Source organism: Bradyrhizobium sp. cf659, assembly GCF_900113725.1.
Taxonomy (GTDB): Bacteria; Pseudomonadota; Alphaproteobacteria; order Rhizobiales; family Xanthobacteraceae; genus Bradyrhizobium.
The window spans coordinates 138,689-165,642 of record NZ_FOQJ01000007.1; the positions used below are offsets into that span (position 1 = coordinate 138,689).

Consider the following 26,954-nt stretch of genomic DNA (forward strand, 5'->3'; position numbering starts at 1 on the left):
GGCAAGCGGCTTTATAGTGCAGGACTGCCCAAGGAGTATGCAATCAGCTTTTCCCGGCAACTAATCGACTGCGGCGGTCATTCCGGATTTGCCCTGCCCGTGCCCTCACCCAATCATGGCAACCACAGCACATCCAACCGAATGAGGATGAGAATGGTTCGCCATCTTCCCACGCTCTCGATCGCGATGTCGGTGACGTCGCTGGCGCTCATGCTCGCACAGCCGGCCGCGGCGGAGACCGTCACGCTGGGCATCGGAACGCAGGACACCACGACCAACACGGTGACCGCCGGCGTCGTCATCCGCCAGCTCCATCTCCTCGAGAAGTACCTGCCGAAGGACGGCAAATACGCCAACATCAAGTTCGAGCTGGAGTGGCAGAATTTCACCTCCGGCCCGCCCGTCACCAATGCGATGATGGCGAACAAGCTCCAGATCGGCATGATGGGCGACTATCCGCTGATCGTGAACGGCTTCACCTTCGAGAGCAATCCCGAGAGCAAGAGCCGCCTGATCGGTGTCGCCGCCTACAGCCTGTCCGGCTCCGGCAACGGCCTCGTCGTCCACAAGGACTCGCCCTACTACGATCTCGCCGATCTCAAGGGCAAGCTGGTCAGCGTGCCGTTCGGCTCCGCCGCGCACGGCATGGTGCTGAAGGCGATGCAGGACCGCGGCTACGCGTCGGACTTCTTCCAGCTCGTCAGCCAGAGCCCGGAGGTCGGCTCGACCAATCTCCAGGAGAAGAAGATCGACGCGCATGCCGACTTCGTCCCCTTCGCCGAGCTCCTGCCGTTCCGCGGCTTCGCGCGAAAGATCTTCGACGGCGTCGAGACCAACCTGCCGACCTTCCACGGCATCGTGGTCCGCACGGACTTCGCCGAGAAATATCCCGAGGTCGTCGTCGCCTACTTCAAGGCGCTGATCGCCGCCAACCAGTGGCTGCGCGACGATCCCAAGCTCGCCGCCGAGAAGATCCAGGAATGGACCGGCATCAACAAGGAGGTCGTCTACATCTTCCTAGGCCCCAGCGGCAACATGACCACCGATCCCACGGTGAAGCCGGCGCTGATCGATGCCGCCACGACCGACGTCAAGGTGCTCCAGAATCTCGGCCGCATGAAGGAGTTCGATCCGAAGAAGTGGGTCGACGACAGTTACATCCGCAAGGCCTATGCCGAGATGAAGCTCGACTATGACGCGCAGCTTGCGAGCACCAAGAACTACGAAATTGCAGGCGAAGACAGCTTCTGCAAGAAGCCGATCACCGATCCGCGCAAGGCCGGTGAGATCTGGGTGGATGAAGCCGGCATCCTGCCGTTCGCGTCCGCCGCCTGCACTCTCGGCGCCTATGCCGACTTCAAGGCCAAGGGCAAGAAGATCAACGTCGCCTATGTCTTCGACACCACCCGCGGCATCAAGCTGTTCGCCGACCAGGCCTTCTTCGCGGTCGGCAATGACGAGGTCGCGCCGTTCCTGCTGAAGAAGGATGCCGAAGCCCATGCCGCCAAGATCAGCGGCAAGGTGCTCGGCTTCGACGACGCGGTGAAGGCGGCGGTCAGCGGAGGCAAGACGTGAGCAGTCCCGCCCTCCTCAGACATCCCGAGGACAGCATGCCGGCAACAGCAGTCGCGGAGGCGAGCCCCGCGCCCGCCGCTCCGCCCAACACACCGCCCTCCTTCGGCACGCTCGCGCTGCGCTGGTACCGGCTGAACCAGGGCCGCCTGCGCGCCACCGCGATCGGCATCGCCTCGCTGATCGCGTTCCTGCTGGTCTGGCACCTGCTCACGACCTACCGGGTCGTGTTCTTCGTGCGCTTCACCAACGTGCCCTCGCCGCTGGCGGTCTATGCCAGCTTCACCAAGGCGATCCACGATCCGAAATTCCTGATGCACATCCTCTTGAGCTGCCGGCGCATCTTCATCGGCTTCTCGCTTGCGGCCATCGTCGGCGTGCCGCTCGGCCTGATCATGGGCCGCTTCAAGCTGGTGCACGAAATCATCTTCCCGGTCGCGGAGGTGCTGCGGCCGATCCCGGCGATCGCCTGGGTGCCGATGGCGATCATGCTGTGGCCGACCAACGAGCAGAGCATCGTCTTCATCACCTTCCTCGGCTCGTTCTTTCCGATCCTGGTCAACACGCTGCACGGCATGTCGCTGGTCGATCCGGTGCTGGTGCGCGCCGCGCAGTGTCTCGGCGCGCGCGAGCGCTCGATCTTCCGCGAGGTGTATTTTCCGGCCTCGCTGCCGCACATCTTCACCGGCCTCACCGTCGGCATGGGCGTCGCCTGGGTGTCGCTGATCGCCGCCGAGATGATCTCGGGGCAGTACGGTATCGGCTACTTCACCTGGGAGGCCTATTCGCTGGTCCAGTATGCGGACATCGCGCTCGGCATGATCGCGATCGGCGTGCTTGGCCTTGGGTCGAGCCTGTTGATCCGCGGCGCGGGACAATTGGTGATGCCGTGGAGGTCGACATGAGCGAGATGCTCGCGAACCCGTCGAAGGGCCATATCGAGGTCAGGAATTTTTCCCTCAGCTATGACAGCATCGAGGGACCGGTCCAGGCCGTCACCGACACGCAGATCCACGTGAAGCCCGGCGAGTTCGTCTCGATCGTCGGTCCCTCCGGCTGCGGAAAGTCCACGCTGCTCAACGCGGTCGCGGGATTCCTCAAGCCCACCACCGGAATCGTCACCGTCGACGGCGAACGCGTCAACGGCCCCAGCGCCGAGCGTGGCATGGTGTTCCAGCAATATTCGCTGTTTCCGTGGAAGACGGTGCGGGAGAATGTCGAGTTCGGCCTGAAGATGCGCGGCATGCCGCGCTCCCAGCGCGAGCGCGCCGCGCGCACACTGCTCGGGCTTGCCGGGTTGGAGGCCTTCGAGAAGCATTATCCGGAAAAGCTCTCCGGCGGCATGAAGCAGCGCGTCGGCATCGTCCGCGCGCTCGCGACGGGGCCGAAGGTGCTGCTGCTGGACGAACCGTTCGGCGCGCTCGACGCGCAGACCCGTGTCATCATGCAGCAGATCCTCACCAATATGTGGCAGCGGCTGAAGATCTCGGTGCTGTTCGTCACCCACGACATCGACGAGGCCATCTTCCTCTCCGACCGCGTTTACTGCATGACCGCGCGCCCCGGCTCGATCAAGGCGGAGATTCCGATCCCGCTGGAGCGGCCGCGCCAGCAATCGATGATGATGTCGTCGGAATTTCTGGCGCTGCGCCGCGGGCTGATGTCGCTGATCCGCGAAGAGAGCCTGAAGGCGATGGGCGGCGAGATCACCGACATGGGCATGCAGGGGCTGAACATCGAGCTGCACGGGCATTCGCTGGCGGATGTGATCTAGGCGCAGCTAGCGCTCCCCCTTCCCTTCTCCCCTTGTGGGAGAAGGTGGCGCGCGCAGCGCGCCGGATGAGGGGTTCTCTCCGCACGCTCACTGCAAGAGATTCATTCGCGGATAGAACCCCTCACCCGTCTCGCCGCTATGCGGCGAGCCACCCTCTCCCACAAGGGGAGAGGGTGCACCGCCGTCGCGGCGTGATTTTTCACTTAAACCAATGCACCAACGCGATGCTGATGCCGAGCAGCAGCATCAGCGACAGCGTCACCGCCGCCGTCACCCTGCCCCCAACATTGGCGAGCACGCGGACATCGACGCCGAGGCCAAGTGCGGCCATCGAGACGACGGTGAGGAAGCTGGTGATCTTCGTCACCGGTCCGACCACCGTGCCCGGCACGATCTCCAGCGAGCGCAGCGTCGCCAGCGCGAGGAAGCCGAGGATGAACCACGGGACCAGGCGGAAGAAGCCGACATTGGTCTTCTTGGCGTCGGTCTGCCAGCGCGAGGCGACGAGGGAGAGGCCGACGACGACGGGTCCGAGCATCAGCACGCGCATCAATTTCACCAGCGTGCCGATCTGCGTCGAAACGAGGCCGGCCGGCACCGTTGCGGCCAGAACCTGCGGCACCGCATAGACTGTCAGGCCGGCGAGGATGCCGTATTGCGTGGCGGAGAGGTGCAGCAGCGGGATCAGCAGCGGAAGGCCCAGCACCATCATCACGCCGAGGATCGCGGTGAAGGAGATCGAGGATGCGATCTCGTCGTTGTTGGCGCCGATGATCGGCGCGACGGCCGCAATCGCCGAATTGCCGCAGATCGAGTTGCCGCAGGCGATCAGGATCGACAGACGCGTCGACAGGCCAAGCAGCCGGCTGAGACCGAAGGAGACGCAGAGTGCGATCACGACGACCGCGGCGATGGAGGCAAGCAGCGCGATGCCCGAGGCCGCGATGGCCGCGAAGCTGATCGAAGCCCCCAGCAGCATAACGGCGACTTCGAGCAGCTGTTTTGCGCTGAAGGCGATGCCGGCCTGCCAGCGTGGCGCGGGCTTCCAGAAACTGCGAACGGCCATGCCGAGCAGGATCGCCATCACCAGCGCCTCGACATAGGGATGCTCGAACACGCCCAGCTCCGCCCGCTCCAGCAGGGCCGAGACGCCGGCGAGGGCAATGCAGAGGAGAATGCCTGGAATCAGCGCCGCAATGCGGCTTGCGACGGTAGCCGGCTTGGCATCGGCCGGGCTGGATGCTTGATTCTGCGACACAAATCTCTCCCAGAGGAGAAAGATTTATACGCAGCACGATCCAATTGGGAAATAAGTTTTCGACATATCAGGGCCGAGGGAAGTTCTGTCCTCGACCCGGAATAATCCGGCTCAGAAGATCAGGTTCTTGGCCAGCGAGGCGACGCGGCTGAAGCCGTCATAGATGCCCGGCTCGAAGAAGGCCGCGCGCGCAAGCACGATGCCCGCGACCAGCGACCAGAACAGCGTGGTGCCGGCCCGCAACAGGAGCTTCGAGGCGCGCGACTTCGGCTGGGTGTCCGTCGCGGACACCAGCTGCTCGCCGAAGGGTTCAAATCCAGTGCGTTCCATCGCTTGCGCCAATCCATCAAATTCTGAACGGAATGTCGTCGTTTCGGCCCCAAACGGCAATGGAAGCGATTGGCGTTTTTGCGCCTCGACGGGGAAACTCCTTCCGTCGGACGCCCCCGAGACAACAGTTTTCTTCTTCCGGCCTATTTGGACACCGGCGCCCCGGCTACAGGGCCAGATAACGCCGCCGGATCGCCTCGTTGGCCTTCAGCTCGTCGATTCCGGCGGCATAGACGATCTGGCCCTTGTCGATCACCGTGGCGTGGCTCGCCAGGCCCAGGCAAAAATGCATGTTCTGCTCGGCGATCAGCACGGTCGAGCCGAGCTTTCGGAGCTGCCGCAGCAGCTCGCCGATCCGCTGCACGATGATCGGCGCCAGCCCTTCGCTCGGCTCGTCGAGCAGCAGCAGCGCCGGATTGCCCATCAGCGTGCGCGCGATCGCCAGCATCTGCTGCTCGCCGCCCGACAGGCGTCCGGCGATGCGATGGCGCAGCGGCTCCAGCAGCGGGAAGACTTCATAGATGCGCTTGATCGGCCATTCGTCCTGGCCTTCCGGCCCTTTCTTGCGACCGATGACGAGATTGTCCTCGACCGTGTGCTCCGGGAAGATCTGGCGGTCCTCCGGCACGAAGCCGAGCCCGGCGCGCGCGATGCGATGCGGCTTCTGGCCTGATATCACCGCACCGCGCAGGCTGACCTTGCCCCGCCGCGGCGGCGCCAGGCCCATGATCGCCTTCATGGTCGTGGACTTGCCGGCGCCGTTGCGGCCGAGCAGCGCCATGGTCTCACCCTGCCGCACGGACAGGCCGACGCCGAACAGGATCTGGCTGGTGCCGTAATAGACGTCGAGATCGGCGACTTCGATGATGGCGGTGCTCATGCGGCGGCTCCCGCATGCTCGGTGCCGAGATAGGCTTCGATCACGGCGCTGTTGTTGCGGATCTCGTCGGGGGTGCCGGTGGCGAGGATGCGGCCGTAGCAGAGCACGACGATCTTCGGCGCGATCTTGAACACGATGTCCATGTCGTGCTCGATGAAGACGACGGTGATCTTCTCGCGCTCCCAGAGCTCGCGCACCTTGTCGATCATGCGCCAGCGCTCCTCCGGGCCCATGCCGGCGGTCGGCTCGTCCAGCAGCAGCACCTTTGGTTCGAGCACCAGGGCCAGCGCGATGTCGAGCAGCTTCTGATCGCCATGCGACAGCGTCGCGGCGGTGCGGTTGCGCTTGCCGGACAGACCCAGCAATTCCATCACATACTCGGCGCGGTCGCGCGTCTCGGGCAGCGGAAACCGCTTGTGCAGCACGGCGGAGGTGCGCTGGTCGGCGCTGACTGCGGCGCGCATGGTCTCCTGCACGGTCAGCGATTTGAAGATGCTGGCGACCTGGAAGGCACGGCCGATGCCGTGGCGCACGATCTCCGGCGGCGAACGCCCGGCGAGATCGACGCCGTCGAGCAGCACCTCGCCGGAATCCGGCCTCAAGGCGCCGGTGATCAGGTTGAAGAAGGTGCTCTTGCCGGCGCCGTTCGGGCCGATTATGGCGGTGAGCGAGCCATCAGGGAAGTCGAGCGTGACGTCGTTGGTCGCCTTCACGCCGCCAAAGGACTTTGCGAGGTTGCGGATCTCGAGCATGGCTAGCGCCCTTCGGGCCGTTGTCTGGCATCGTCATTCCGGGATGGTCCGTCAGGACCAGACCCGGAATCTCGAGATTCCGGGTTCGCACTTCGTGCGCCCCGGAATGACCGCCCAATGGATACACCTGGCATCGCTAGCGCCCCTCGCCCGTCTCGCGCCGCTGCGTAAACCAGTCGGCGACGAAATCGAGCAGGCCTTTGCGCAGGCCCAGCGCGAAGAACAGGATGACGACGCCGAGCACGATGCCGTGGTACTCGGTGAACCGCGTCACGGTGTCGTTGAGCAGCAGCAGCAATACGGTGCCGACCATCGGCCCGAGGAAGGTCGAGACGCCGCCGAGCATGTTGATGAAGATGCCCTCGCCCGAGATGGTCCAATAGGCGAATTCCGGATAGGCGCCGGAGACGAACAGCGCCATCACCATGCCGCCCATCGCCGCGAACAGCGCCGCCAGCACGAACACGGTGAGCTTTGCGCGCCAGACGTCGATGCCGAGGAAGCTCGCGCGCGCGGCATTGTCGCGGATCATGCGCAGCGTGTAGCCGAACGGCGACTGCGCGATCTGGCGCATCGCGAGCAGGCCGAGGACGAGAAGCGCGCAGCTCGTGACATAGAGATGGACGTGGTTGGACAGATCGATGCCGAGGAACGCGGGGCGCGGAATGCCCCCGCGCAGGCCCTGGTCACCGCCGGTGAAGGAGGCCCAGGACAGGATCGTCGAGTGGATCAGCATCTGGAACGCCAGCGTGACGAAGGCGAAATAGATCTCCTTCAGCCGCACGCAGATCGCGCCGATCACCGCGGCGATGAGCGCCGTGATCGCCAGCGTCGCGACGAAGGCGACCGGAATCGGCAGGCCGATCTTCTGCATGATCAGGCCGAAGCTGTAGGCGCCAAGGCCGAAGAACATGCCATGGCCGAACGAGGTCAGCCCGGTGTAGCCGACCAGGAGGTTGAGCGAGGTCGCGAACAGGCCATAGGCCGAGCAGCGGATGACGAAATCGAGCAGCGCCTTGCTGCCCGACAATAGCGGCAGGCTCGCCAGCACCGCGAAGGCGACCAGCGCGATCAGGACGTCGCGATAGCGATGAAGCGCCGCGCCGCTGCGCACCGGCGCCAGCGTCTCGGCGCGCCCGGCCTCTAGCTCGGTCATGCCGCCTCCTTGCCGAACAGGCCGGTGGGCTTGGAGACCAGCACGATCACCATGAACAGGTACATCAGGCCTTCCGTGAACAGGGGAAAGCCGAGCGAGCCGAACGAGCGGATCAGGCCGAGCAGCAGCGCGCCGATCAGCGCGCCCAAAATCGAGCCCATGCCACCGATCACGGTGACGATGAAGGATTCGATCAGCACCGAAAATCCCATGCCGGGGGTCAGCGAGCGCACCGGCGCCGCAAGCGCGCCGGCAAGCCCCGCCAGCATGCCGCCGAGCGCGAACACGCCGCCGTAGATCAGACCGGTGTTGATGCCGAGCGCGGAGACCATGCCGGGATTGTGCGCGGCGGCGCGGATCACCTTGCCGATACGGCTGCGCGACAGCCCGATGCCGAGCACGATGGCCGCGACCAGCGCGATGCCGATCAACAGCAGGTAATAAGGCGGCACCACGCCGCCGGCGATGAACAGCGGCATCACCTGGAACGCGGCGGGCATGCCCATCGACTTGAATTCAGGTCCCCAGATGATCCGCACGACGTCGTCGAAAATCAGCACGAAGGCGTAGCAGACCAGAAGCTGCATCAAGACGTCCGCGCCATAGACGCGGCTCATGAAGACGCGCTCGAAGATCAGGCCGAGAATGGCGGTGCCGGCCGCGCCCGCCAGCATCGCCAGCGCGAAGCTTTCAGTGAGGTGATAGGCCGTCATCGCAAAATAGGCGCCAAACATGTAGAAGGCGCCGTGGCTGAAATTGACGACCTTCAGCACGCCGAAGATCAAGGTCAGCCCGACCGCGACCAGGAACAGCAGCATGCCGATGATGAGGCCGCTGGTGGTTTGCGTCACCAGGCAGGCGGAGCTGGAGAGGCAGCCGGCAAGCGCATCGAGATCCACGGGAGCACTTTCATTGCGGCGCGCCTGATACGGCGCGGAGAACCAAACGAAAATGGCGGAGACGGTCGGCCGTCTCCGCCGCGCGCGCGATCAGGTGTAGCCCTTGCTCTTCTTCCACTCGGCCTCGAGCTCGAAGATGGTCTTCCAGTCGCCGGCCTTGACCTCGGGGACATAGGGCTCCTGCGGGATCGTGGTGCCCCAGCCGATGGCGTAGCCGACGAGTGTGTGGTCCTCGGCGCGCATCGTCACGGTGCCGTCGGCGCCGAACGGGCACTTGATCGTAAGACCCGCCAGTGCTTCAGCGATCTTCTTGCCGTCAGCGGAGTTCGCCTTCTTCGCGGCTTCTGCCATCAGCATGACCGCGGTCGCGTTCTCCCACGACCAATTGGTCGGATATTCGTTGTACTTCGCCTTGTAGGCATCGCCCCACGCGGCGTTCTCCGGCGTCGTCGGGAACGTCTTGATGTAGCGGTTGCCGGAGTGGATGCCCTTGGGCAGGTTCTTCACCACCGTGAGCGCGGTGTAGTCGGCCATGTTGACCGCGAACACCTCCATCTGGCTGAACATCGCGTAGATGTTGGCCTGGTCGATGTAGGACGTAAGATCGCCGCCCCACAGGCAGGAGTACAGCGCCTGCGGCTTCGCCTGCAGGATCTTGGTCACCACTTCGGTGTAGTCGGGCTGGAACAGCTTTGGCCAGGACTCGCTGATGATCTCGACATCAGGTGCAAAGCGTTTCAGGTACAGCGTGAACTCGCCGGTGGTGTCGCGGCCATAGGCATAGTCCGGCGAGCAGGTCGCCCATTTCTTCAGGCCCTTGGCCTTGGCGATCGCTGCGGCATAGCTGCCGCCGACGATGGAGTCGTGCACGCCCTGCCGCGCGGTGCGGAAGGCATTGGGAATATGCTGCTTGGGGTCCGCGGTCAGCGCCGAGGTTTCCGAATTGGTGTGGATGCAGAACACGCCGAGATCACGCGCGACCTCGTGCACCGCGAAGGCGCCGGACGAGGCTTCGGCATCGATCAGCAGCTCGCAGCCGTCGGTGTTGACGAGTTCTCGCGAGACGCGCGCGGCCTCCTGCGGCTGGCCCTTGGAGTCGCGGATCACCATCTCGATTGGGCGGCCGGCAAGGCCGCCGGCGGCATTGACCTTGTCGACCTCGAGCATCACCGCGTTGCGCGAGGACGTGCCGAGCTGCGCCACGCGGCCCGACAGAATCGTCGGCATGCCGACCTTGATAGCCTTGGCCTGGGCGCGCGCCACCCAGGGTGCGGCAACACTCATCGCACCGGCGCCCATCAGCGCCAGTGTTGAACGGCGGCTGATGCCCGGTCCGCGGGTTCCCGTCATTTTTTCCCTCCCTCTGTCGGGTCGGCGTGTCCAAATCCCTGTCGGAGATCGTCTCGTCTCCGTGTTCCCAACAATTTCAGAGGCAGGGGGTGACGTCAACAAACATGAATTATGAGTCAGAATTCATAAATGGAGGAAATGAGGCCGGCGACCGGCCAAACCCGCACAATGATCAACCTGTCGAGCTTCATCGCCTTTCATGCCCGGCGCACGCCGGACCGGCCTGCGCTGAAATATCGCGGCGAGGAGATCTCCTATGCCGCCTTCGACACGCGCATCCGCAAGGTGGCGGGCTGGCTCGCCTCACAAGGCATCGGCGCCGGCGATGTCGTGGCTGTGCTGATGAAGAACAGCGCGGCGTTCCTGGAGCTGGTGTTCGCCACCAGCCATCTCGGCGCGGTGTTCCTGCCGATCAACTTCCGCCTCTCCCGCGACGAGGTCGGCTACATCGCCGGCAATGCCGGTGCGCGCCTGTTGATCGTCGACGAGGAATTGGCTGCGAACGCAGCCGGCACGAAGATCGTCGCGCTCGACGAGGCCGCGCAGCAGAGCGTCACGCATCTCGCGGATGGCGCAACCGCCGCGCCGATGCATGTCCGCGCGCCGTCCGACCTGATGCGGCTGATGTACACCTCGGGCACGACCGATCGCCCCAAGGGCGTGATGCTGTCTTACGATAATTTCTACTGGAAGTCGGCAGACCAGACCATCGCGCTGGGTCTTGGCACCGAGACGCGCCTTCTCGTCGTCGGTCCGCTCTATCACGTCGGCGCGCTCGACCTGCCCGGCATCGCCGTGCTCTGGCATGGCGGCTTCATCCGCATTGAGCGCAATTTCGAACCGGAGACCGCGCTTGCGGCAATCGCGGAGGACAGGCTCAACGCCGCCTGGTTCGCGCCTGTGATGACCACCGCGATGCTGACCTGCCCGACCCGCGATCGCTACGACGTGTCGAGCCTGACATGGGCGATCGGCGGCGGCGAGAAGACGCCGGAGCTGCGCATCCGCGCCTTCTCCGAATACTTCCGCAACGCGCGCTACATCGACGCCTATGGCCTCACCGAGACCGTCGGCGGCGACACCTTCATGGAGGCCGGCCGCGAAATCGAGAAGATCGGCTCGACCGGGCGCGCCATCGCCCATGTCGGGATCGAGATCCGCGACGAGGACGGCAGGACGCTGCCGCCCAACGTCAACGGCGAGATCTGCCTGCGCGGACCGAAGATCACGCGCGGCTACTGGAGGGATCCGGAGAAGACGGCCGCGGCTTTCTTCGGCGACTGGTTCCGCAGCGGCGACGTCGGCTATCTCGACGACGACGGCTTCCTCTACCTCACCGACCGCAAGAAGGACGTGATCATCTCCGGCGGCGAGAACATCGCCTCCTCCGAGGTCGAGCGCGTCATCTACGAGCTACCAGAGGTGCGCGAGGTCGCGGTGATTGGCCTGCGCGATCCGCGCTGGGGCGAGCGGCCCGTCGCCATCGTCGTGCTGGCGGAAGGCGCGACTCTCGAACTCCCTGCCCTCACCGAACATTGCCGCGCGCGCCTTGCGAGCTTCAAGGTGCCGAAGCAGCTCGTCATCCGCGACAGCCTGCCCCGCAACCCGAGCGGAAAGATCCTCAAGCGCGTGCTGCGCGCCGAGCTGGAGACCTCTGAATGACGCAAGCAGACACCGCGGCGAAAGTGACGAAGCTCAACCGCGTCGAGCGCAACGCCTGGACCAAGCAGAAGATATTTGACGCAGCGACAAAGGTCGTCGGCAAGCACGGTTATGCCGAAGCCTCCGTCGCCCGCATCACCGAGCAGGCCGGCGTCGCGCAAGGCACCTTCTACAATCATTTCGAGAACCGCCAGGAGCTGCTCGACCAGCTGCTGCCCAAGATCGGTCTCGACATGGTCGAGTTCATCCGCGCCCGCACCGGCACGGCGGATGCGGCGCGGCAGGAGATCGAGCGCTTCTCCGCCTTCTTCGACTTCATCCGCGAGGTGCCGGAGTTCTTGCGCATCCTCAACGAGGCCGAGTTCTTTGCACCTCACGGCTACCAGAAGCATCTCGACAACATCTCGGTCGCCTATGTCCGCATCCTGCGCCGCGCCCGCCTTGCGGGTGCGATCGAGGATTACAGCGACGAGGAGTTCGAGGCGATCGTCCACATGCTGATGGGCTCGCGAGGTTATCTCAGCCGCCGCTACTCCTATTCGGGAGGCGGCGTCACCGCCGTGCCCGACCACGTCATCTCCGCCTATCGCAAGCTGATGACGCGCGGCCTGTTCAGTTCATCCGGAGATCGGGAAACGCCATGAACATCGCATCTCCCCACCAGCCGCTCGATATCGCCTCCGCGATCGCCGAAGGCGACATCCGCTGCCTCCTGATGGTGCTGGTGCACATGACCGGCGATGCGCGCTGGCTCGAGCCTCCGTACCTGCCCAAGCGCGACATCCGCCTCATTCCCGATCCCGAAGCCGGCGTGCCCCAGGAGATCCAGGACGAAATCCGCGCCGCGGTCGTCAGGCTCTTCGCCAATGGTACGCCGAAGCCTGTCATTACCGACCCCGGCGAAGAGCTGCTCCTGAAGATGATGCGCGCCTGCCTCGGCGAGCATGTCGCGCCGGAATATGCACCCCTGATGCGCGAGGAGATGGGCTTTGTGCCGCGCGAGACGCGGTGGACGACGCGTCCTTCCGACGACAAGCTCGCGGAACAGCACGTTCTGATCGTCGGCGCCGGCGTCTGCGCCATCGCGCTCGGCGTGGCGCTCGGCCATCTCGGCATCCCCTACACCATCGTCGAGAAGAATGACGAGCTCGGCGGCACCTGGTGGATCAACCGCTATCCCGGCTGCGGCGTCGATACGCCGAACCACTCCTATTCGTATTCGTTCGGCTCGCGCAACGCATGGACGCGGTACTTCTGCCAGCGCGAGGAGCTGCTCGGCTATCTCCTGAAGGTCGCCGATGAATACGGCATCCGCAAGCATCTGCGCGTCAACACCGAGCTGACCTCATCACGCTGGGACGAAGGCAAGAAGCGCTGGATCTCGACGCTGAAGACCGGGAACGGCGAAGAGACCTTCGAGTCCACCGCGCTGGTCTCGGCCATCGGCCAGCTTAACGATCCCTCCCGCGCGCACTTCAAGGGCGAAGAGGACTTCAAGGGCACGATCCTGCATTCGGCGCTATGGTCCGGCGATATCGATCTCGACGGCAAGCATGTCGCCGTGATCGGCACCGGCGCGACGTCGATGCAGCTGGTGCCGGCGATTGCCGGCCGCGTCGCCTCGGTCACCGTCTATCAGCGCAGCGCGCAATGGGCGCGGCCGGTGAAGGGCTATTCCGACCCGATCAGCGCGGGCGCGCGCTGGCTGCTCGCGCATCTGCCGTTCTATGTGCAGTGGTATCGCTTCAACATGTTCTGGCGCTACGGCGACGGCCTCCTGCCGTTCCTGCGCAAGGACCCGGCCTGGCCGCATCCGGAGCGCGCCGTCAACAAGGGCAACGACCGGCACCGGCAGGAGCTGACCGACTTCATCCTCACCGAGCTGAAGGACCGGCCGGACTTGATCGAAAAATGCGTGCCGACCTATCCTCCTTACGGCAAGCGCATCCTGCTCGACAACAACTGGTTCAGGACCTTGAGGCGGGACAATGTCGAGCTCGTCACCGACGCAATCGACCGTTTCGACCAGAGCGGCATCGTCACCGCAGACGGCAAGCACCGCCCCGCAGATATCATCGTGGTCGCAACCGGCTTCAAGGTCACGGAGATGGCGGCGCGCCTCAACATCAGCGGGCGCAACGGCAAGAATTTGCGCGAGGCCTGGGGCAACGACAACCCGACCGCGTTCCTCGGTCTCACCGTGCCTGATTTCCCCAACTTCTTCTGCATGCTCGGCCCGAACTCGGGTCCGGCGCATGGCGGCAGCGTCATCTTCCAGTCGGAGTGCCAGAGCCGCTACATCTCGGCGTGTCTCGCCGACATGATCGAGCGCGACGTCGCCGCCATCGACGTCCGTCCGGACGTGCTCGCCGACTACGTCGGCAAGGTCGACGCCGAGCACGAGGCCATGATCTGGACCCATCCCGGCATGACGACCTACTATCGCAACTCGAGCGGCCGCGTGTTCTCGGCGATGCCGTGGCGGTTCGTGGATTACTGGCGCATGACGCATGACCCGGATCTGGGGCAGTACAGGCTGACGAAGGCCTAAGCGCTGGGACCTTGAGACGTTGATCGTGCCGCGATGACGGTGCACCCTCTCCCCTTGTGGGAGAGGGTGGCTTCGCGAAGCGAGGCCGGGTGAGGGGTTCTATCCCCACGAACGGTAGTGCGGGTGGATAGAACCCCTCATCCGGCGCTTCGCGCCACCTTCTCCCACAAGGGGAGAAGGGAAGAAAACATCCGCGCGTGAACCGGCCTCGCCTTACGCCGCCAGCCCGCTTTCCACCGGCGCGAATTCCAGCCCGAGGCTTTCCGCCACCGCCTTGTTGGTGATGCGGCCGCGGTGGACGTTGAGGCCGTTGCGCAGGTGCGGATTTTCCAGCACCGCCGCAAAGCCCTTGTTCGCGAGCATCAGGCCGAACGGCAGCGTCGCGTTGTTCAGCGCCTGGCTGGACGTCACCGGCACCGCGCCCGGCATGTTGGCGACGCAATAGTGCACGATGCCGTCGACCTCGTAGGTCGGGTCCGTGTGCGTGGTCGCATGCGAGGTCTCGAAACAGCCGCCCTGGTCGATTGCGACATCGACCAGCACCGCGCCCGGCCGCATCGATTTGAGCATCGCGCGCGTGACGAGTTTGGGCGCGCTGGCGCCCGGCACCAGGACCGCACCGATCACGACGTCCGCGGAAAATACCTCCTCCTCGACCGCCTCGATGGTTGAAAAGCGGGTGCGCACCCGTCCGAGAAAGACATCATCCAGTTGGCGCAGCCGGGGTATCGAGCGGTCGATCACGGTGACCTCCGCGCCAAGGCCCGCGGCCATGCGCGCCGCCTGCGTTCCCACCACGCCGCCGCCGAGCACGACGACCCGCGCCGGCTGCACGCCGGGCACGCCGCCGAGCAGCAGCCCGCGACCGCCGGCCGATCGCCTGAGCGCGGCGCCCGCGGCCTCGATGGCGAGACGGCCGGCGACTTCGCTCATCGGCGCAAGCAAGGGGAGGTGGCCGGCCGCGTCGGTGACGGTTTCATAGGCGATCGCCGTACAGCCGGAGGCGAGCAAACCCTTGGCCTGCTCGGGATCCGGCGCAAGATGGAGATAGGTGAACAGGATCTGACCTTCGCGGAGCTGGGCCCATTCGCTCTTCTGCGGCTCCTTCACCTTCACGATCATGTCGGACTTGGCGAAGACGTCGCGGGCGCTCCCGGCAATCGCGGCCCCTGCCCGCCGATACACGTCGTCCGAAGCGCCGATGCCGCTGCCGGCGCCGGTCTCGACCGTCACCTGGTGCCCCGCCGCGACATATTCGCGAACGGCGCCCGGGGTGAGCCCGACGCGATATTCCTGCACCTTGATCTCCTTGGGCACGCCGACACGCATCTTGGGATCCTTCCAACGTTTTGATTCACCTCGTCATCGTAGCGACGGGTCCAGTTTGGTTTCGTGCAAATATCAGCTAGTTTCGCCCTCTCCGCGCCGGTTTCCGGCGCGGAAACATCCTTTCACGCTGGAAACAAAACATTGGCCCTCGACCGGAAAGACCTCGCCATCCTCGCGGAACTCACGACCAATGCACGGGCCAGCCACACCGAGCTCGCCAACAAGGTCGGGCTATCGAGCACGGCGCTGGCGCGACGCCAGAAGGCGCTGGAGGACGACGGCTACATCCAGGGCTATCAGGCTGCGCTCGACCTGACCCAGTTCGGCCTCACCACGACGGTGCTGGTGCGCATTGCGCTGGAGAGCCAGAGCGACGAGGCGCTGAAGGCGTTCGAGGCGGAGGTGGTGAAATGCCCCTCCGTCGTGCGCTGCTTCCTGATGTCGGGCACCGACGACTACATCCTGATCGTGCTCGCCCGCGACATCCAGGATTTCGAGCGCATCCACCGTACCGAACTGTCGCGCCTGCCGCGCGTCGCGCGGGTGCAATCGAGCTTCGCGCTGCGCGACGTCGTCAACCGCGCCGTGCCGACCGTGGTGTTCAGCGAGGCCAAGCGGTAGCGGTTCCCTCGCCCGCGAACGCCGCAAAGGCCATCCCGCGCCGCAGTCGGGTTGCATCGGCTCCATCCAAATCAGCCAGCTTACCCGCGCGACTCGACGAATCCGGAAATCAGGAGCTCGAACTCTCTTCGGGCACGTCATGTCCCGATTGGGCTGGCGCGGGATCGTGAGATGGCACCAAGCTGGCTGGTGCCCGATCCGGAATGCACGTTAAGTTTCACTTTACCCTAAGTTGTATTTGCCCAATGAGGTTGGGGTAGCTCAGAGCTATTCGCTTATCATTGCAACTTAAGATCGTTTTGCCGGAGGGGCTCCCACCGGCGTGCAGGGGCACGAATTGTGGCACTTCATTCCAAGACGCAGCTTTCTCCAAACGAAACGCCGGCCACGTTCTCATGCCTGATGGATCGGTGGTTCCTCCTGGGCGCCTATGGCTCACAGGCACGTATCCACATGGCTGTGGCATGGCTAGCCCGGACGATCGTCACAGCCAGCTTTATTGCAGGCCTCGCCTGCCGATATGCAGCCCTCGATCAGGTGACCGACGATACGACCGAGTTCCTGCTGCCCTGGTATGAATTCGCGCACAGCCGCGGTCTTGCCAGTCTCGGGCACACATTCACGGATTACACCCCGTTTTACAGCTACCTTTTGGTTGCGGCGACCGCGTTCCATGGGCTGTTCGAACCATGGCACCTGATCAAGGGAATTTCTTTCATCTTCGAATTCGGCTGCGCGCTGATGGCAGCACGCCTGGTCGCGTCCGACAAAGAACGTATCTACAGTCCATCCGTTGCCTTTGCGGCCGTCTGGCTAGCACCGACCGTTCTGTTCAACGGTGCGGTCTGGGGGCAGTCCGACGCGATCTGGACGTTCTTCATTTTGCTATCGGTATATTTCATTTCCCGAGACAGACCTCGGGCCGGTCTCGTTTCATTCGCCGTCGGATTTTCTGTCAAGGCCCAGGCAATATTCCTTTCGCCCTTGATCTTCGCGCTCGTGCTGAGGCGAACGATCCATTGGCTTTGGCTTGCAACGATTCCGATTGTTTATCTCGCCGTCGCGGCTCCCGCCTGGCTGCTTGGCCAACCGCTCTCCGACATCCTGACGGTCTATTTCAGTCAGGCTGAAACCTACGCCCGGCTGTCAATGAACGCAGCAAACATTTGGTTGCTCGTGCCAAACCGGTTCTATGGACCCGGTGTAGCCGCCGGAATGGCCATTTCAGCGGCGGCCGGGCTCGTATTCTCAATCGTTGCCGCGCGGGCGAAAGACCTGCGCAAGCTCGAAAATCTGGTCGCAGCCGCAGCCGTGTCTCTGCTCTTGATGCCATTCGTGCTGCCGAAAATGCACGACCGATATTTCTACGCGTTTGAAGTCATGGCGATCATACTGGCCTGCCTTAAGCCGCGCTTCTCCGTAGTCGCCATCGCCGCGCAGATCAATGGCGTGATTGCCTATCTGAGCTATTACGGCATTGCAGCGCCGTTGATGGGTCCGGCGGTCATTGGGAATGGCTGGATTCTGCTGCAGCTCGCTCTTTACACGTACCGCAAAGCGAAAGACCCGGAGCAGCCCGATTCAGTTGCATTCTCTCCGACGACATTCGCCGTCGGCGCGATCGCTTTCTGGGCCATCTATTTACTTGCCGCTTGAAGCGACCGCGGGGAGAGGCGAAAACGCGGACCGCGGCCGCTGTCATCCAATTGTCATCGAATGTGCCGAGAGCTGTGAGCCTCGCAGCTTCGGGACCCGCCATGGACTATTTCAAGCGCTTCAACTTCCTGTTCGCCGCACCCGTGTTCGACGCCGACGACCTCGAAGGCGTCCGCTTCAACCAGATCATCGAGGAGATCCAGCGCTCCGGTTTCGAGGTGGTCCGGGCCCGCAAGCTGGAGGACGCGGAGATGGCGGTGCAGACCGACGCCGCGATCGGCTGCATGGTGGTGGACTGGGGCAAGAAGGGCCTGGAGGGCAAGACCTCGGCGCTGATCAATCTGATGCGGCGCCGCGGCCTCGACTTCCCGATCATCCTCCTGATCCGGCGCAAGCGCTTCGAGGATTTGCCGGTCGAGGTGCTCGACTTCATCGACGGCTACGTCTTCCTGTCCGAGGAGACGCCGACCTTCATCGCCAAGAACCTGATCAGCCGGCTCAAGCAATATGCCGAGACGCTGAAGACGCCGTTCTTCGGCGCGCTGGTGGACTATGCCGAGGAAGGCAACCAGCTTTGGACCTGTCCGGGCCACAATGGCGGCGTGTTCTACAATCGAAGCCCGATCGGCCGGGTCTTCGTCGAGCATCTCGGCGAATCCGTGTTCCGCGACGACCTCGACAATTCCGTGCTCGATCTCGGCGACCTCCTCACCCATGAGGGCCCGGCGCTGAAGGCGCAGAAGGAGGCCGCGCAAATTTTCGGCGCGGAGAAGACCTATTTCGTGCTCAACGGCACCTCGACCTCGAACAAGGTCGCGCTCGGCGCGCTCGTCACCGACGGCGATCTCGTGCTGTTCGACCGCAACAACCACAAGGCCGCCCATCACGGCGCGCTGATGATCAATGGCGGCATCCCGGTCTACGTCCCGACCATTCGCAACGCCTGGGGCCTGATCGGCCCGATGCGCTGGGACGTGCTCGATGAGAAGGCCCTGCGCGAGGCGATCCGCAACCATCCGCTGGTTGGGGATCGCGACGCCTGGCGCAAGGAACGGCCGTTCCGCGTCGCCGTGGTCGAACAGTGCACCTATGACGGCTCGATCCACAGCGCCGAGATGATCCTGAAGCGCATCGGCCATCTCTGCGAGTACATCCTGTTCGACGAGGCCTGGGCCGGCTTCATGAAGTTCCACCCGCTCTATACCGGCCGCTTCGCCATGGGCCTCGCCAATCTTCCCCCCGAGGCGCCGGGCATCATCGCGACGCAGTCGACCCACAAGCAGCTCGCGAGTTTTTCGCAGGCCTCCCAGATCCACATCAAGGACCGTCACATCCGCGGCCAGAAGCGGCGGGTCGAGCACCGCCGCTTCAACGAAAGCTTCATGCAGCACGCCTCGACCTCGCCGTTCTACCCGCTGTTCGCCTCGCTCGACGTCGGCGCGCAGATGATGAAGGGGCGTTCCGGCGAGGTGCTGTGGGACGACACGATCCGGCTCGGCATCGAGCTGCGCAAGAAGATCCGCGCAATGCGCCGGGAGTTCGAGGAGAAGGAGCAGAACCCGGACCGCCGCTGGTTCTTCGAGCCCTTCGTCCCGGATCGCGTCGCCATCCCCGACGTCAGCCGTCCCGGCGCCGCCCACAATGTCGCCTGGGAGACGCTCTCCACCGACGAGCTCGCCACCAATCCCGCCTTGTGGCAACTCTCTCCGGATACCAGCTGGCACGGCTTTCCCGATCTTGCGGAAGGCTTTGCCATGACCGATCCGAACAAGCTGACGCTGCTCACGCCCGGCTTCGATCGCACCACCGGCGCCTATGCCGAGCACGGCATCCCCGCGCCTGTGGTCGCGCAATATCTGCGCGAAAACCGCATCGTGCCCGAGAAGAACGACCTCAACTCGCTGCTCTTCCTGCTCACTCCCGGCGTCGAGGCGAGCAAGGCCGGCACGCTGATCTCCGGCCTCGTCGCCTTCAAGAGGCTGCACGACGACAATGCGTTGCTGGCGGACGCGATCCCGGAATTCCATCAGCGGCGGCAGGCACGCTATGCCGGCGTGCGGCTGCGCGACCTCTGCGGCGAGATGCACCGCTTCTTCCGCGCCGCCGATGTCAGCGCGCTCCAGGCGCGGCAGTTCATGCCCGAGCACATGCCTGAGATCGCGATGTCGCCCCGCGATGCCGCGCGCTATTTGTTCCGCAACGACGTCGACTATCTGCCGATCGAGGCGATCGCCGGCCGCATCGCCACCACGCCCTTCGTGGTCTATCCGCCCGGCATCGCCACCATCGTGCCCGGCGAGCGGCTGACGGAACGGGCCAAGCCCATGGTCGACTATCTCAAGATGTTCGAGATCTGCTTCAACACGTTCCCGGGCTTCGACGTCGAAATCCAGGGCGTCTACAAGGAGGTCGATGCGAATGGCCGCATCGGGCTCTATACTTACGTGGTTGCCGAGTAGGTGCCGATGACCGAAACAGCCGCAATCCGCGCGGATGACGAGCCGGTCCTGGTCCGCCCCTCACGCGAGAGCGATGTCGAGGCGATGCTCGCGATCTACCGCCATCACGTCCGCAACGGGGTGCCGCGCGACGTCGAGGGAACCGGCGCGCCGGAGCCGGACGATTTGCGCGACCGGCGCAAGAACCTGAAGCAGACCCGCCTGCCCCATCTGGTCGCGACCTACCGCGGCGAGGTGGTCGGCTACGCCTATGCGGTGCTGTTCCGCAAGCGCCCGGCCTATCGCTACACCGCCAAGCACTCGATCTACGTCCACCACGCGCATCTCGGTCGCGGGGTCGGACGGCTATTGCTCCAGGAGCTGGTCGATGTTTGTGCAGCGGCCGGCTTCCGCCAGATGATCGGCTATATCGATGCCGACAATGCACCCTCGCTGGCGCTGCACGAGAAGTTCGGCTTCGCGCGCGCCGGCCTGCTCTGCGGCGTTGCCTACCGGCACGGCCGCTGGTCCGACACAGTCATGGTGCAACGCTCGCTCGGCGCGGGCGCAACCGCGCCGCCGCCGGCACCCGGCCGGTAAGCCTTACGAGGGAAAGTCAGCCGGTTTGACGTGGATGCGATCGGCATGCAGCGACCAGTGACACAACGCCTGGTCCTTGCAAAACCGCGCCTTCGCCCGTTCCCTGGCCTCGTCCTCGTCGGCGGCGTCGATCTCGAGCGTGCCCTGACAGACCTCGATCTGCCTGCCGTACTCACCGAGCACGTCCTTCATGAACCTGACGACATAAGTGGACATGGGACCTCCTGCTACCCCGGCAGCACTCTAATCCAATTTAGGCCGGATGCGGGAGGGGATTTTGACGGGGATCAAAGCCGGCAACGGTTCCCGCCGCCGATCCAGGCGCCGGTCCGATCCGTCAGCCGCCCCGCCCTGCCTTGAGCCTCGCGGAAGGCGCGCGCGACACGGGGCGCACGGGCCGACATCAACCATTACGTCTTGATATCGAGCAGCGACTCTGTGGTCTCGGAGTAGGCTTGAATGACCTTCGCATTGGCAATGAAGCTGTACTTCGCGGTCGTCAGTTCAACGAATTCGCCGGCGAGATCGACATTCGGCGCCGCGACCAGGCCGTCCTGGTTTGCGAAGGGAGCGCCTGGATCGGATTGCGCGGTAAAGCTCGGCGAAACTGCCGACACGGTCGCGATCGTACCGCCCGGCGTCGAGCCGCTCGATTGGGAGACCTGATCGACGCGCAGCGGCACATAGGCCGCGGGAAACGTCGGACCAATGCTCGAACTGCCCGCACCGGCCGATGTGCTCGATCCGCCTGACGCAGGTAACGGGCCGGTCGTGCGAACATTGGCGATATTGCTCGCGGCCACGCTCACGCGCAAACTCGCTGCAGAAAGTCCGGATGTCGCAATCGAAAATATGCTCATGGACTTTCATCTACAGGACAAGTCATACGCGTTCACTCACGCAATCGATAAGATGCGCCGCTGTGTATTTTCATCGCGGTAACCAATGATTGGAGCGCAATCGAAGCGCGCGCCCCCTACCCCGGCGTCACGCCGAAAGCCTGCTTGAAGCGCTCGGCGTAGCGCGGCCAGACTTCGGGATTGATGATGCGCGGCGGGCGCTTGCCGTCGAGCGTATCCAGCACCTGCTCGGCGGCGATGCGGCCCATGTTCTGGCGCGCCTCGGCCGTCACACCTGCGGTGTGCGGGCTCGCCAGCACGTTGTCGAACTGGAGCAGCGGATGCTCGGGCGGCGGCGGCTCCTTGGACCAGACGTCGAGACCGGCCCCCGCAATGCGCTTGTCGCGCAGAGCCTGGAGCAGCGCGTCCTCGTCGTGGATGAAGCCGCGCGCGGTGGTGATGAAATAGGCATGCGGCTGCATCAGCGCGAATTCGCGCACGCTGATCATGTTGCGGCTGCCCTTGTTGAGCGGGCAGGAGATCGAGACGAAATCGGCGCGGCGCAAGAGCTCGTCGAGCTCGACCTTCTCCCCGCCCCGCTCGGCCATCACCTCGGCCGACAAATACGGGTCATAGGCCAGCACTTTCATGCCAAGCAGGCCCTTGCACAGCGCGGCGATGCGGCGGCCGACATTGCCGAGACCGATGATGCCGACGGTCTTGTGCTCGACCTCGTTGCCGGCGAGCTCGTTGCGATTGACGTTGCGCTCCCGGCGCAACCGGCGGTCGGACTGGATGATGCGCTTGGACAGCGTCAGCATCATCGCCAGCGCATGCTCGGCGACCGAATGGGCGTTGCCGCCGGACTGGTTGACGACCACGACGCCCGCATCCGTGCAGGCCTCGACGTCGACAGGGTCGAAGCCCGCGCCATTGCTGGAGACGAGCAGCAAATTCGGCGTGCGCTTCAGGAAGGCGGCATCGACATGGAAATGCGGGGCGAGCTCGTCGCGGGCGGCGCCGATCTGGTAGACATGGGCCGCGCTCAGGATGGGCGCATAGAAATCTTCAGGGCTTGCGTTCTCGATGCGATCGAGCCGGACGTCGGGCCGCGCCTTCAGGATGTCGATATAGATCGGATTGGCCAAATAATTGGAGTAGACGACACGCTTGCTGTTGACCGACATCAGGACCCTTCCGGCTCTCCAGGGATCAGCCAAGGCCAGCGCGGCGCGCGCCCCCTTACGTGCTTCCTCCCACACTTTCTTTGCCCACGTATGACATGGCGATGCCGGCCACGGCAGGCCGTCTGGCGCAGATCACGGTGCCGGCCCGGACATGTTGACAATCCCGCTGCCTGCGTCAAGTTCGGCAGATCGCCGCGACGGCCAGGACAATGGCAAAGACCAAGAAGCATGCGCGGCCGAAGGGAGAACGCAATGGCGATTGCGGAAGCGGCGACACAGGGGTCCAGCGACAAAAGCTGGCACGGCATCGTCCTGCAAACCCTGAAGCGGAACGAGATCAGCCTGATCCCTTACGTGCCCGACCGCGTGCTGACGCCGCTGATCAAGAACCTGCATGCCGATCCCTTCTTCACCACCTTTGCCACCGCCCGCGAGGAGGAAGCCGTCGGCATCGTCTCGGGCGCCTGGATGGGCGGACGGCGCGGCGCGGTCCTGATGCAGACCTCCGGCTTTGCGACGCTCGCCAACGTGCTCGCCTCGCTCGCGGTGCCCTACCAGATTCCGCTGATCATGTTCGTCTCCGAGCGCGGCACGCTCGGCGAGTTCAACTACGGCCAGTCGCTGGTCTGCCGCACCATGCGCCCGGTGCTGGATTCGCTGGCGCTGGAGCACCACACCATCACCCGGCTCGACGAGCTCGAATTCATCGCCGACCGCTCGATCAAGCAGGCCGTCACCACGCAGGCGCCGGTGGCGCTGATCCTCAACCCGCTGCTCACCGGCGGCAAGGTTTTTGACAAGTGAGCGCCGCCAAATGAGTTCAAACATGAACACGCGCAACACCAAGGTGATGAACCGCTTCGACGTGACCTCGCGCCTGATCGCCAAGCTCAAGCACGAGGAGGCCGTGATCGGCGGCATCGGCAATACCAATTTCGACCTCTGGGCCGCCGGCCACCGCCCGCAGAATTTCTACATGCTCGGCAGCATGGGCCTTGCCTTCCCGATCGCGCTCGGCGTGGCGCTGGCGCAGCCCGAGCGCCATGTCTTCGCGCTCGAAGGCGACGGCTCGCTGCTGATGCAGCTCGGCGCGCTCTCGACGATTGCGATGTTGAAGCCGAAGAACCTGATCATGATCGTGATGGACAACGGCATCTACCAGATCACCGGCGCGCAGCCGACGCCGGCCGCGAGTGTGGCCGACATCGTCGCCATCGCCACCGGCTCGGGGCTCGCCAACAGCGCCTGGGCTGCCGACGAGGAGGATTTCGAGCGCCTGGTCGAGGAGGCCATGTCGGCCTCCGAGCCGAGCCTGATCGCGGTCCGCATCGACGACAAGCCTGGCGTCGGCACCACAAGGCGCGATCCCGTGCAGATCCGGGAGCGTTTCATGCACGGCCTCGGCGTGCGCGAGCCACTTTAACGTTTCGTCATTAACTACACGGCGATCTGATCCTCCGCCCGCGGCAGGCCCGCCAAATCCGTGCTAAGCGGTGCGGATGTCCATTTTGGTTCGTGCCTTTGCCTGGCTGCTCGCCACTGCCGTCACTTTCGCAACGCTCGGTCCGCCCGGCCTGCGTCCCCATTCCGACCTCGGCCAGGACGGCGAGCATGCGCTCGCCTTCATCCTGGTCGGGCTGGCGTTCGGTCTCGCCTATCGGAGGCAACGCCTGGCAGCGGCGGCCGTCTCGGTCATCCTGATCGGCCTGCTCGAGCTGATGCAGTTCTGGGCGCCGGGGCGCCATGCACGGCTGGAGGATTTTCTGGTCGATGCCGCCACTGCCTGCGCCGGCTTTGCGCTCGCAGCCGCAGCCGATTGGGTCATGACACGCCTGCGCCCGAGCATATCCGTCACAAGCGAAGGCCCCGCGGAGTGACGCTCCGCAGGGCCCGTTTTCACTCGACACCTATGCCGATCAGTCGATGATCTTGACGACGCGGCGCGTCCGCGGCTCGACGATCACGCGGCGGTCGTTCACGACCGCATAGCGATATTCGGTGTAGTTCGGTACGGGACGCAGCACCACGGTCGGGGGCAGCGGCTCGCCGACCACGACGCGCTCGTGGATCACGACGGAGTCATCGCGCGGGATTCCGCCCAGGATCGCATTCGGGATTTCCAGGCCGGCGCCGACAGCCGCACCGACGGTGCCGCCGACCATCGCTCCGACCGGACCACCGATATCGCCGCCCGCGCGTGCGCCGCTCCTGGCGCCTTCCTCGGTCGTCGACTGGGCAAAGGCTGCACTCGACGCCAGCAGTGACGCAGCAACCAACGAAATCGCAAGACGGGTTTTCATGTGCTTATGTCTCCAGTGATTGTCATGCACTCTCAACCCGCGGCAACGGACCATTGTTCCGGTTCCCGCGCGACGAAAGCCACGCCAAATCTGGAGAGTGTTACTGCGTAACACTTACGCCGCGGCGATCTCGTGCCCCGCCATCAGTTCCAGCGCGCGCACCATCGCCGAATGATCCCAGCCCTTGCCGCCATGCGCGGTGCAGGATGAGAACAATTGCTGCGCCACCGCCGTGCTCGGCAGCGACAGGCCGAGCGCACGCGCACCTTCGAGCGCGAGATTGAGATCCTTCTGGTGCAGCTCGATGCGGAAGCCGGGATCGAAATTGCGCTTCACCATGCGCTCGCCATGCACTTCGAGAATCCGCGACGACGCAAAGCCGCCCATCAGCGCCTTGCGCACCAGCGCGGGGTTCGCCCCGGCCTTCGATGCGAACAGCAGCGCTTCGCTCACGGCCTCGATCGTCAGTGCGACGATGATCTGGTTGGCGACCTTCGTGGTCTGGCCGTCGCCATTGGCGCCGACATGCGTGACGTTCTTGCCCATCCTGTCGAAGACCGGCTTCATGGTGCCAAAGGCGCGCTCGGGGCCGCCGACCATGATGGTGAGGCTCGCCGCCTTGGCGCCGACCTCCCCGCCCGACACCGGCGCGTCGAGATATTCCGCGCCCAGCGCCTCGATCTTCCTGGCAAACTCCTTCGTCGCCAGCGGCGAGATCGAACTCATGTCGACGACGATCTGGCCCTTGGAGATGCCGCTCGCGACGCCGTCCTTGCCGAACAGCACGGCCTCCACATGCGGCGTATCCGGCACCATGATGATGACGGCATCCGCCTCTTGCGCGACCTCCTTGCCCGACTTGCAGGCAACGCCGCCCGCCGCGATCAGCTCGGGCGACACCGGCGCAACGTCATGCAGGAGCACGCGATGGCCCGCGGCCAGGAGATGGCCGGCCATCGGCCGTCCCATGGTGCCAAGTCCGATGAAGCCGATGTCGATCATGTCTACGTTTCCTCAGGTCTCGAAGGTTTGCGCCGCGTGCCAGGACAGGCCTTCAAGCGTTGTCGTGCGCGGCTTGTATTCGCAGCCGATCCAGCCGCGATAGCCGATCGCGTCGAGATGGCGGAACAGGAAGGGATAGTTGATCTCGCCGGTGCCCGGTTCGTGACGGCCGGGATTGTCGGCAAGCTGGATGTGGGCGATCTGGGGGAGATATTCCTGCATGGTGCGGGCGAGATCGCCCTCCATGATCTGCATGTGGTAGATGTCGTACTGGATGAACAAATTGTTCGACCGCACTTCCGAGATGAGCTGCACCGCCTGCTCGGTGCCGTTGAGGTGGAAGCCGGGAATGTCGAGCGTGTTGATCGGCTCGACCAGCAGCTTGATGTTCTCCCGCGCCAGCGTCGAGGCGGCAAAGCGCAAATTGCCGACCAGCGTCTCGTTGAGCTCGCGCGGATCGGCATTATCGGGTGCGATGCCGACGAGACAGTTGAGCTGCTCGCAATCGAGCGCCTTGGCATAGTCGATGGCGCGGAACACGCCGTCGCGGAATTCGCTGACGCGATCGGGCAGGATCGCGATGCCGCGCTCGCCCTTGGCCCAGTTGCCGGCGGGCAGATTATGCAGCACCTGCGTCAACCCGTGGGCCTCGAGCTGCTCGCGCAGCTGCGCCTTGTCGAAATCATAGGGAAACAGATACTCGACCCCGGCAAAGCCCGCCGCCTTCGCCGCGGCGAAGCGGTCGAGGAACGGCATCTCGTTGAAGAGCATGGTGAGGTTGGCGGCGAATTTCGGCAT

Annotated in this window: 27 protein-coding genes; 13 read left to right on the forward strand and 14 right to left on the reverse strand. The window is 64.5% G+C overall.

Annotated features, from left to right (window positions below; genetic code table 11):
• Positions 1–153 precede the first annotated feature (153 nt).
• From BM118_RS26420 to BM118_RS26430, 3 genes are read left to right on the forward strand one after another with little or no spacing between them, the layout of a single operon-like run.
• Complete coding sequence (locus BM118_RS26420) at positions 154–1,575, forward strand: ABC transporter substrate-binding protein (RefSeq protein WP_177234705.1); 1,422 nt, start codon at positions 154–156, stop codon at positions 1,573–1,575.
• Positions 1,572–2,477, forward strand: coding sequence for an ABC transporter permease (locus BM118_RS26425; protein WP_092188827.1), 906 nt, complete (start codon positions 1,572–1,574; stop codon positions 2,475–2,477). Before BM118_RS26420 ends, BM118_RS26425 begins: the two co-directional genes overlap by 4 nt.
• Entirely contained in the window at positions 2,474–3,346 is an 873-nt protein-coding gene (locus BM118_RS26430) for an ABC transporter ATP-binding protein (protein WP_177234706.1), read from the forward strand. The genes BM118_RS26425 and BM118_RS26430 overlap by 4 nt, the downstream gene beginning before the upstream one ends.
• A gap of 199 nt (positions 3,347–3,545) precedes the next feature.
• On the opposite strand, the gene BM118_RS26435 is transcribed toward BM118_RS26430, so the two are convergent.
• From BM118_RS26435 to BM118_RS26465, 7 genes are all read right to left on the reverse strand, one after another.
• Positions 3,546–4,604 (reverse strand): YeiH family protein, encoded by a 1,059-nt coding sequence (locus tag BM118_RS26435; protein WP_092188831.1) that lies wholly within the window; start codon positions 4,602–4,604, stop codon positions 3,546–3,548.
• A 111-nt stretch (positions 4,605–4,715) separates the two neighbouring features.
• The gene (locus tag BM118_RS41735) at positions 4,716–4,934 is read right to left on the reverse strand and encodes a hypothetical protein (protein WP_027546306.1); all 219 of its coding nucleotides are present in this window, start codon (positions 4,932–4,934) and stop codon (positions 4,716–4,718) included.
• Between the two features lie 166 nt (positions 4,935–5,100).
• Positions 5,101–5,814 (reverse strand): ABC transporter ATP-binding protein, encoded by a 714-nt coding sequence (locus tag BM118_RS26445; RefSeq protein WP_092188835.1) that lies wholly within the window; start codon positions 5,812–5,814, stop codon positions 5,101–5,103.
• Positions 5,811–6,566 (reverse strand): ABC transporter ATP-binding protein, encoded by a 756-nt coding sequence (locus tag BM118_RS26450; protein ID WP_092188837.1) that lies wholly within the window; start codon positions 6,564–6,566, stop codon positions 5,811–5,813. The genes BM118_RS26445 and BM118_RS26450 overlap by 4 nt, the downstream gene beginning before the upstream one ends.
• A gap of 136 nt (positions 6,567–6,702) precedes the next feature.
• Entirely contained in the window at positions 6,703–7,722 is a 1,020-nt protein-coding gene (locus BM118_RS26455) for a branched-chain amino acid ABC transporter permease (protein WP_092188839.1), read from the reverse strand.
• On the reverse strand, positions 7,719–8,621 hold the full coding sequence (locus BM118_RS26460; RefSeq protein WP_092188841.1) for a branched-chain amino acid ABC transporter permease: 903 nt from the start codon (positions 8,619–8,621) through the stop codon (positions 7,719–7,721). Before BM118_RS26460 ends, BM118_RS26455 begins: the two co-directional genes overlap by 4 nt.
• Before the next feature lie 90 nt (positions 8,622–8,711).
• Positions 8,712–9,971 carry an ABC transporter substrate-binding protein gene (locus BM118_RS26465; RefSeq protein WP_092188843.1) on the reverse strand — a complete coding sequence of 420 codons (1,260 nt, stop codon included), beginning with the start codon at positions 9,969–9,971 and terminating at the stop codon, positions 8,712–8,714.
• A 129-nt stretch (positions 9,972–10,100) separates the two neighbouring features.
• On the opposite strand from BM118_RS26465, the gene BM118_RS26470 reads away from it, so the two are divergent.
• The 3 genes from BM118_RS26470 to BM118_RS26480 are packed head-to-tail and all read left to right on the forward strand — an operon-like array spanning position 10,101 to position 14,184.
• The gene (locus tag BM118_RS26470; RefSeq protein WP_244550257.1) at positions 10,101–11,633 is read left to right on the forward strand and encodes an AMP-binding protein; all 1,533 of its coding nucleotides are present in this window, start codon (positions 10,101–10,103) and stop codon (positions 11,631–11,633) included.
• On the forward strand, positions 11,630–12,277 hold the full coding sequence (locus BM118_RS26475) for a TetR/AcrR family transcriptional regulator (RefSeq protein ID WP_092188845.1): 648 nt from the start codon (positions 11,630–11,632) through the stop codon (positions 12,275–12,277). Before BM118_RS26470 ends, BM118_RS26475 begins: the two co-directional genes overlap by 4 nt.
• Complete coding sequence (locus tag BM118_RS26480; protein WP_092188847.1) at positions 12,274–14,184, forward strand: flavin-containing monooxygenase; 1,911 nt, start codon at positions 12,274–12,276, stop codon at positions 14,182–14,184. The genes BM118_RS26475 and BM118_RS26480 overlap by 4 nt, the downstream gene beginning before the upstream one ends.
• 213 nt (positions 14,185–14,397) lie before the next feature.
• Here the strand turns inward: BM118_RS26480 and ald are convergent, their stop codons facing one another.
• Positions 14,398–15,513: an alanine dehydrogenase gene (gene ald / locus BM118_RS26485; protein ID WP_092188849.1), complete on the reverse strand. Its 1,116-nt coding sequence runs from the start codon at positions 15,511–15,513 to the stop codon at positions 14,398–14,400.
• A 141-nt stretch (positions 15,514–15,654) separates the two neighbouring features.
• Here ald and BM118_RS26490 point away from each other — a divergent pair, with 141 nt between their 5' ends.
• From BM118_RS26490 to BM118_RS26505, 4 genes are all read left to right on the forward strand, one after another.
• Complete coding sequence (locus BM118_RS26490) at positions 15,655–16,134, forward strand: Lrp/AsnC family transcriptional regulator (protein ID WP_177234707.1); 480 nt, start codon at positions 15,655–15,657, stop codon at positions 16,132–16,134.
• A 339-nt stretch (positions 16,135–16,473) separates the two neighbouring features.
• Positions 16,474–17,790, forward strand: a complete 1,317-nt coding sequence (locus tag BM118_RS26495; RefSeq protein ID WP_143099527.1) for a hypothetical protein — start codon at positions 16,474–16,476, stop codon at positions 17,788–17,790.
• Positions 17,791–17,891: 101 nt separating this feature from the next.
• Complete coding sequence (locus BM118_RS26500; protein ID WP_092188855.1) at positions 17,892–20,249, forward strand: Orn/Lys/Arg family decarboxylase; 2,358 nt, start codon at positions 17,892–17,894, stop codon at positions 20,247–20,249.
• A 6-nt stretch (positions 20,250–20,255) separates the two neighbouring features.
• Positions 20,256–20,828: a GNAT family N-acetyltransferase gene (locus BM118_RS26505; RefSeq protein ID WP_177234708.1), complete on the forward strand. Its 573-nt coding sequence runs from the start codon at positions 20,256–20,258 to the stop codon at positions 20,826–20,828.
• A gap of 3 nt (positions 20,829–20,831) precedes the next feature.
• Here BM118_RS26505 and BM118_RS41740 read toward each other — a convergent pair whose 3' ends face one another.
• The 3 genes from BM118_RS41740 to BM118_RS26520 all read right to left on the reverse strand — a co-directional run bounded on the left by BM118_RS41740 (position 20,832) and on the right by BM118_RS26520 (position 22,854).
• Positions 20,832–21,044 carry a hypothetical protein gene (locus BM118_RS41740; protein WP_027546312.1) on the reverse strand — a complete coding sequence of 71 codons (213 nt, stop codon included), beginning with the start codon at positions 21,042–21,044 and terminating at the stop codon, positions 20,832–20,834.
• A gap of 194 nt (positions 21,045–21,238) precedes the next feature.
• The gene (locus BM118_RS26515) at positions 21,239–21,688 is read right to left on the reverse strand and encodes a flagellar basal body rod protein FlgC (RefSeq protein WP_092188859.1); all 450 of its coding nucleotides are present in this window, start codon (positions 21,686–21,688) and stop codon (positions 21,239–21,241) included.
• 116 nt (positions 21,689–21,804) lie between these two features.
• Positions 21,805–22,854 carry a hydroxyacid dehydrogenase gene (locus BM118_RS26520; protein WP_092188861.1) on the reverse strand — a complete coding sequence of 350 codons (1,050 nt, stop codon included), beginning with the start codon at positions 22,852–22,854 and terminating at the stop codon, positions 21,805–21,807.
• Between the two features lie 252 nt (positions 22,855–23,106).
• Between BM118_RS26520 and BM118_RS26525 the strand changes: the two genes are divergently transcribed.
• The 3 genes from BM118_RS26525 (at position 23,107) to BM118_RS26535 (ending at position 24,731) form a co-directional block, all read left to right on the forward strand.
• Positions 23,107–23,658 carry a thiamine pyrophosphate-binding protein gene (locus BM118_RS26525; RefSeq protein WP_177234709.1) on the forward strand — a complete coding sequence of 184 codons (552 nt, stop codon included), beginning with the start codon at positions 23,107–23,109 and terminating at the stop codon, positions 23,656–23,658.
• A gap of 10 nt (positions 23,659–23,668) precedes the next feature.
• Positions 23,669–24,277, forward strand: coding sequence for a thiamine pyrophosphate-dependent enzyme (locus tag BM118_RS26530; RefSeq protein ID WP_092188865.1), 609 nt, complete (start codon positions 23,669–23,671; stop codon positions 24,275–24,277).
• 76 nt (positions 24,278–24,353) lie between these two features.
• Positions 24,354–24,731, forward strand: a complete 378-nt coding sequence (locus BM118_RS26535; protein ID WP_177234710.1) for a VanZ family protein — start codon at positions 24,354–24,356, stop codon at positions 24,729–24,731.
• Positions 24,732–24,770: 39 nt separating this feature from the next.
• Here the strand turns inward: BM118_RS26535 and BM118_RS26540 are convergent, their stop codons facing one another.
• The 3 genes from BM118_RS26540 to hyi all read right to left on the reverse strand — a co-directional run bounded on the left by BM118_RS26540 (position 24,771) and on the right by hyi (position 26,954).
• Positions 24,771–25,154: a DUF1236 domain-containing protein gene (locus BM118_RS26540; protein WP_177234711.1), complete on the reverse strand. Its 384-nt coding sequence runs from the start codon at positions 25,152–25,154 to the stop codon at positions 24,771–24,773.
• A gap of 114 nt (positions 25,155–25,268) precedes the next feature.
• Positions 25,269–26,156, reverse strand: coding sequence for a 2-hydroxy-3-oxopropionate reductase (locus tag BM118_RS26545; RefSeq protein ID WP_092188871.1), 888 nt, complete (start codon positions 26,154–26,156; stop codon positions 25,269–25,271).
• Between the two features lie 12 nt (positions 26,157–26,168).
• Positions 26,169–26,954 carry a hydroxypyruvate isomerase gene (gene hyi / locus BM118_RS26550; protein ID WP_027546320.1) on the reverse strand — a complete coding sequence of 262 codons (786 nt, stop codon included), beginning with the start codon at positions 26,952–26,954 and terminating at the stop codon, positions 26,169–26,171.

Excerpts from the sequence above, each read along its gene's own strand:
- BM118_RS26420 (WP_177234705.1), top strand. The coding sequence starts at position 154 with ATGGTTCGCCATCTTCCCACGCTCTCGATCGCGATGTCGGTGACGTCG.
- BM118_RS26430 (WP_177234706.1), top strand. The coding sequence starts at position 2,474 with ATGAGCGAGATGCTCGCGAACCCGTCGAAGGGCCATATCGAGGTCAGG.
- BM118_RS41735 (WP_027546306.1), bottom strand. The coding sequence starts at position 4,934 with ATGGAACGCACTGGATTTGAACCCTTCGGCGAGCAGCTGGTGTCCGCG.
- BM118_RS26445 (WP_092188835.1), bottom strand. The coding sequence starts at position 5,814 with ATGAGCACCGCCATCATCGAAGTCGCCGATCTCGACGTCTATTACGGC.
- BM118_RS26450 (WP_092188837.1), bottom strand. The coding sequence starts at position 6,566 with ATGCTCGAGATCCGCAACCTCGCAAAGTCCTTTGGCGGCGTGAAGGCG.
- BM118_RS26455 (WP_092188839.1), bottom strand. The coding sequence starts at position 7,722 with ATGACCGAGCTAGAGGCCGGGCGCGCCGAGACGCTGGCGCCGGTGCGC.
- BM118_RS26465 (WP_092188843.1), bottom strand. The coding sequence starts at position 9,971 with ATGACGGGAACCCGCGGACCGGGCATCAGCCGCCGTTCAACACTGGCG.
- BM118_RS26470 (WP_244550257.1), top strand. The coding sequence starts at position 10,101 with ATGGAGGAAATGAGGCCGGCGACCGGCCAAACCCGCACAATGATCAAC.
- BM118_RS26475 (WP_092188845.1), top strand. The coding sequence starts at position 11,630 with ATGACGCAAGCAGACACCGCGGCGAAAGTGACGAAGCTCAACCGCGTC.
- BM118_RS26480 (WP_092188847.1), top strand. The coding sequence starts at position 12,274 with ATGAACATCGCATCTCCCCACCAGCCGCTCGATATCGCCTCCGCGATC.
- ald (WP_092188849.1), bottom strand. The coding sequence starts at position 15,513 with ATGCGTGTCGGCGTGCCCAAGGAGATCAAGGTGCAGGAATATCGCGTC.
- BM118_RS26500 (WP_092188855.1), top strand. The coding sequence starts at position 17,892 with ATGGACTATTTCAAGCGCTTCAACTTCCTGTTCGCCGCACCCGTGTTC.
- BM118_RS26505 (WP_177234708.1), top strand. The coding sequence starts at position 20,256 with ATGACCGAAACAGCCGCAATCCGCGCGGATGACGAGCCGGTCCTGGTC.
- BM118_RS41740 (WP_027546312.1), bottom strand. The coding sequence starts at position 21,044 with ATGTCCACTTATGTCGTCAGGTTCATGAAGGACGTGCTCGGTGAGTAC.
- BM118_RS26515 (WP_092188859.1), bottom strand. The coding sequence starts at position 21,688 with ATGAGCATATTTTCGATTGCGACATCCGGACTTTCTGCAGCGAGTTTG.
- BM118_RS26520 (WP_092188861.1), bottom strand. The coding sequence starts at position 22,854 with ATGTCGGTCAACAGCAAGCGTGTCGTCTACTCCAATTATTTGGCCAAT.
- BM118_RS26525 (WP_177234709.1), top strand. The coding sequence starts at position 23,107 with ATGGCGATTGCGGAAGCGGCGACACAGGGGTCCAGCGACAAAAGCTGG.
- BM118_RS26530 (WP_092188865.1), top strand. The coding sequence starts at position 23,669 with ATGAGTTCAAACATGAACACGCGCAACACCAAGGTGATGAACCGCTTC.
- BM118_RS26535 (WP_177234710.1), top strand. The coding sequence starts at position 24,354 with ATGTCCATTTTGGTTCGTGCCTTTGCCTGGCTGCTCGCCACTGCCGTC.
- BM118_RS26540 (WP_177234711.1), bottom strand. The coding sequence starts at position 25,154 with ATGAAAACCCGTCTTGCGATTTCGTTGGTTGCTGCGTCACTGCTGGCG.
- BM118_RS26545 (WP_092188871.1), bottom strand. The coding sequence starts at position 26,156 with ATGATCGACATCGGCTTCATCGGACTTGGCACCATGGGACGGCCGATG.
- hyi (WP_027546320.1), bottom strand. The coding sequence starts at position 26,954 with ATGCCGAAATTCGCCGCCAACCTCACCATGCTCTTCAACGAGATGCCG.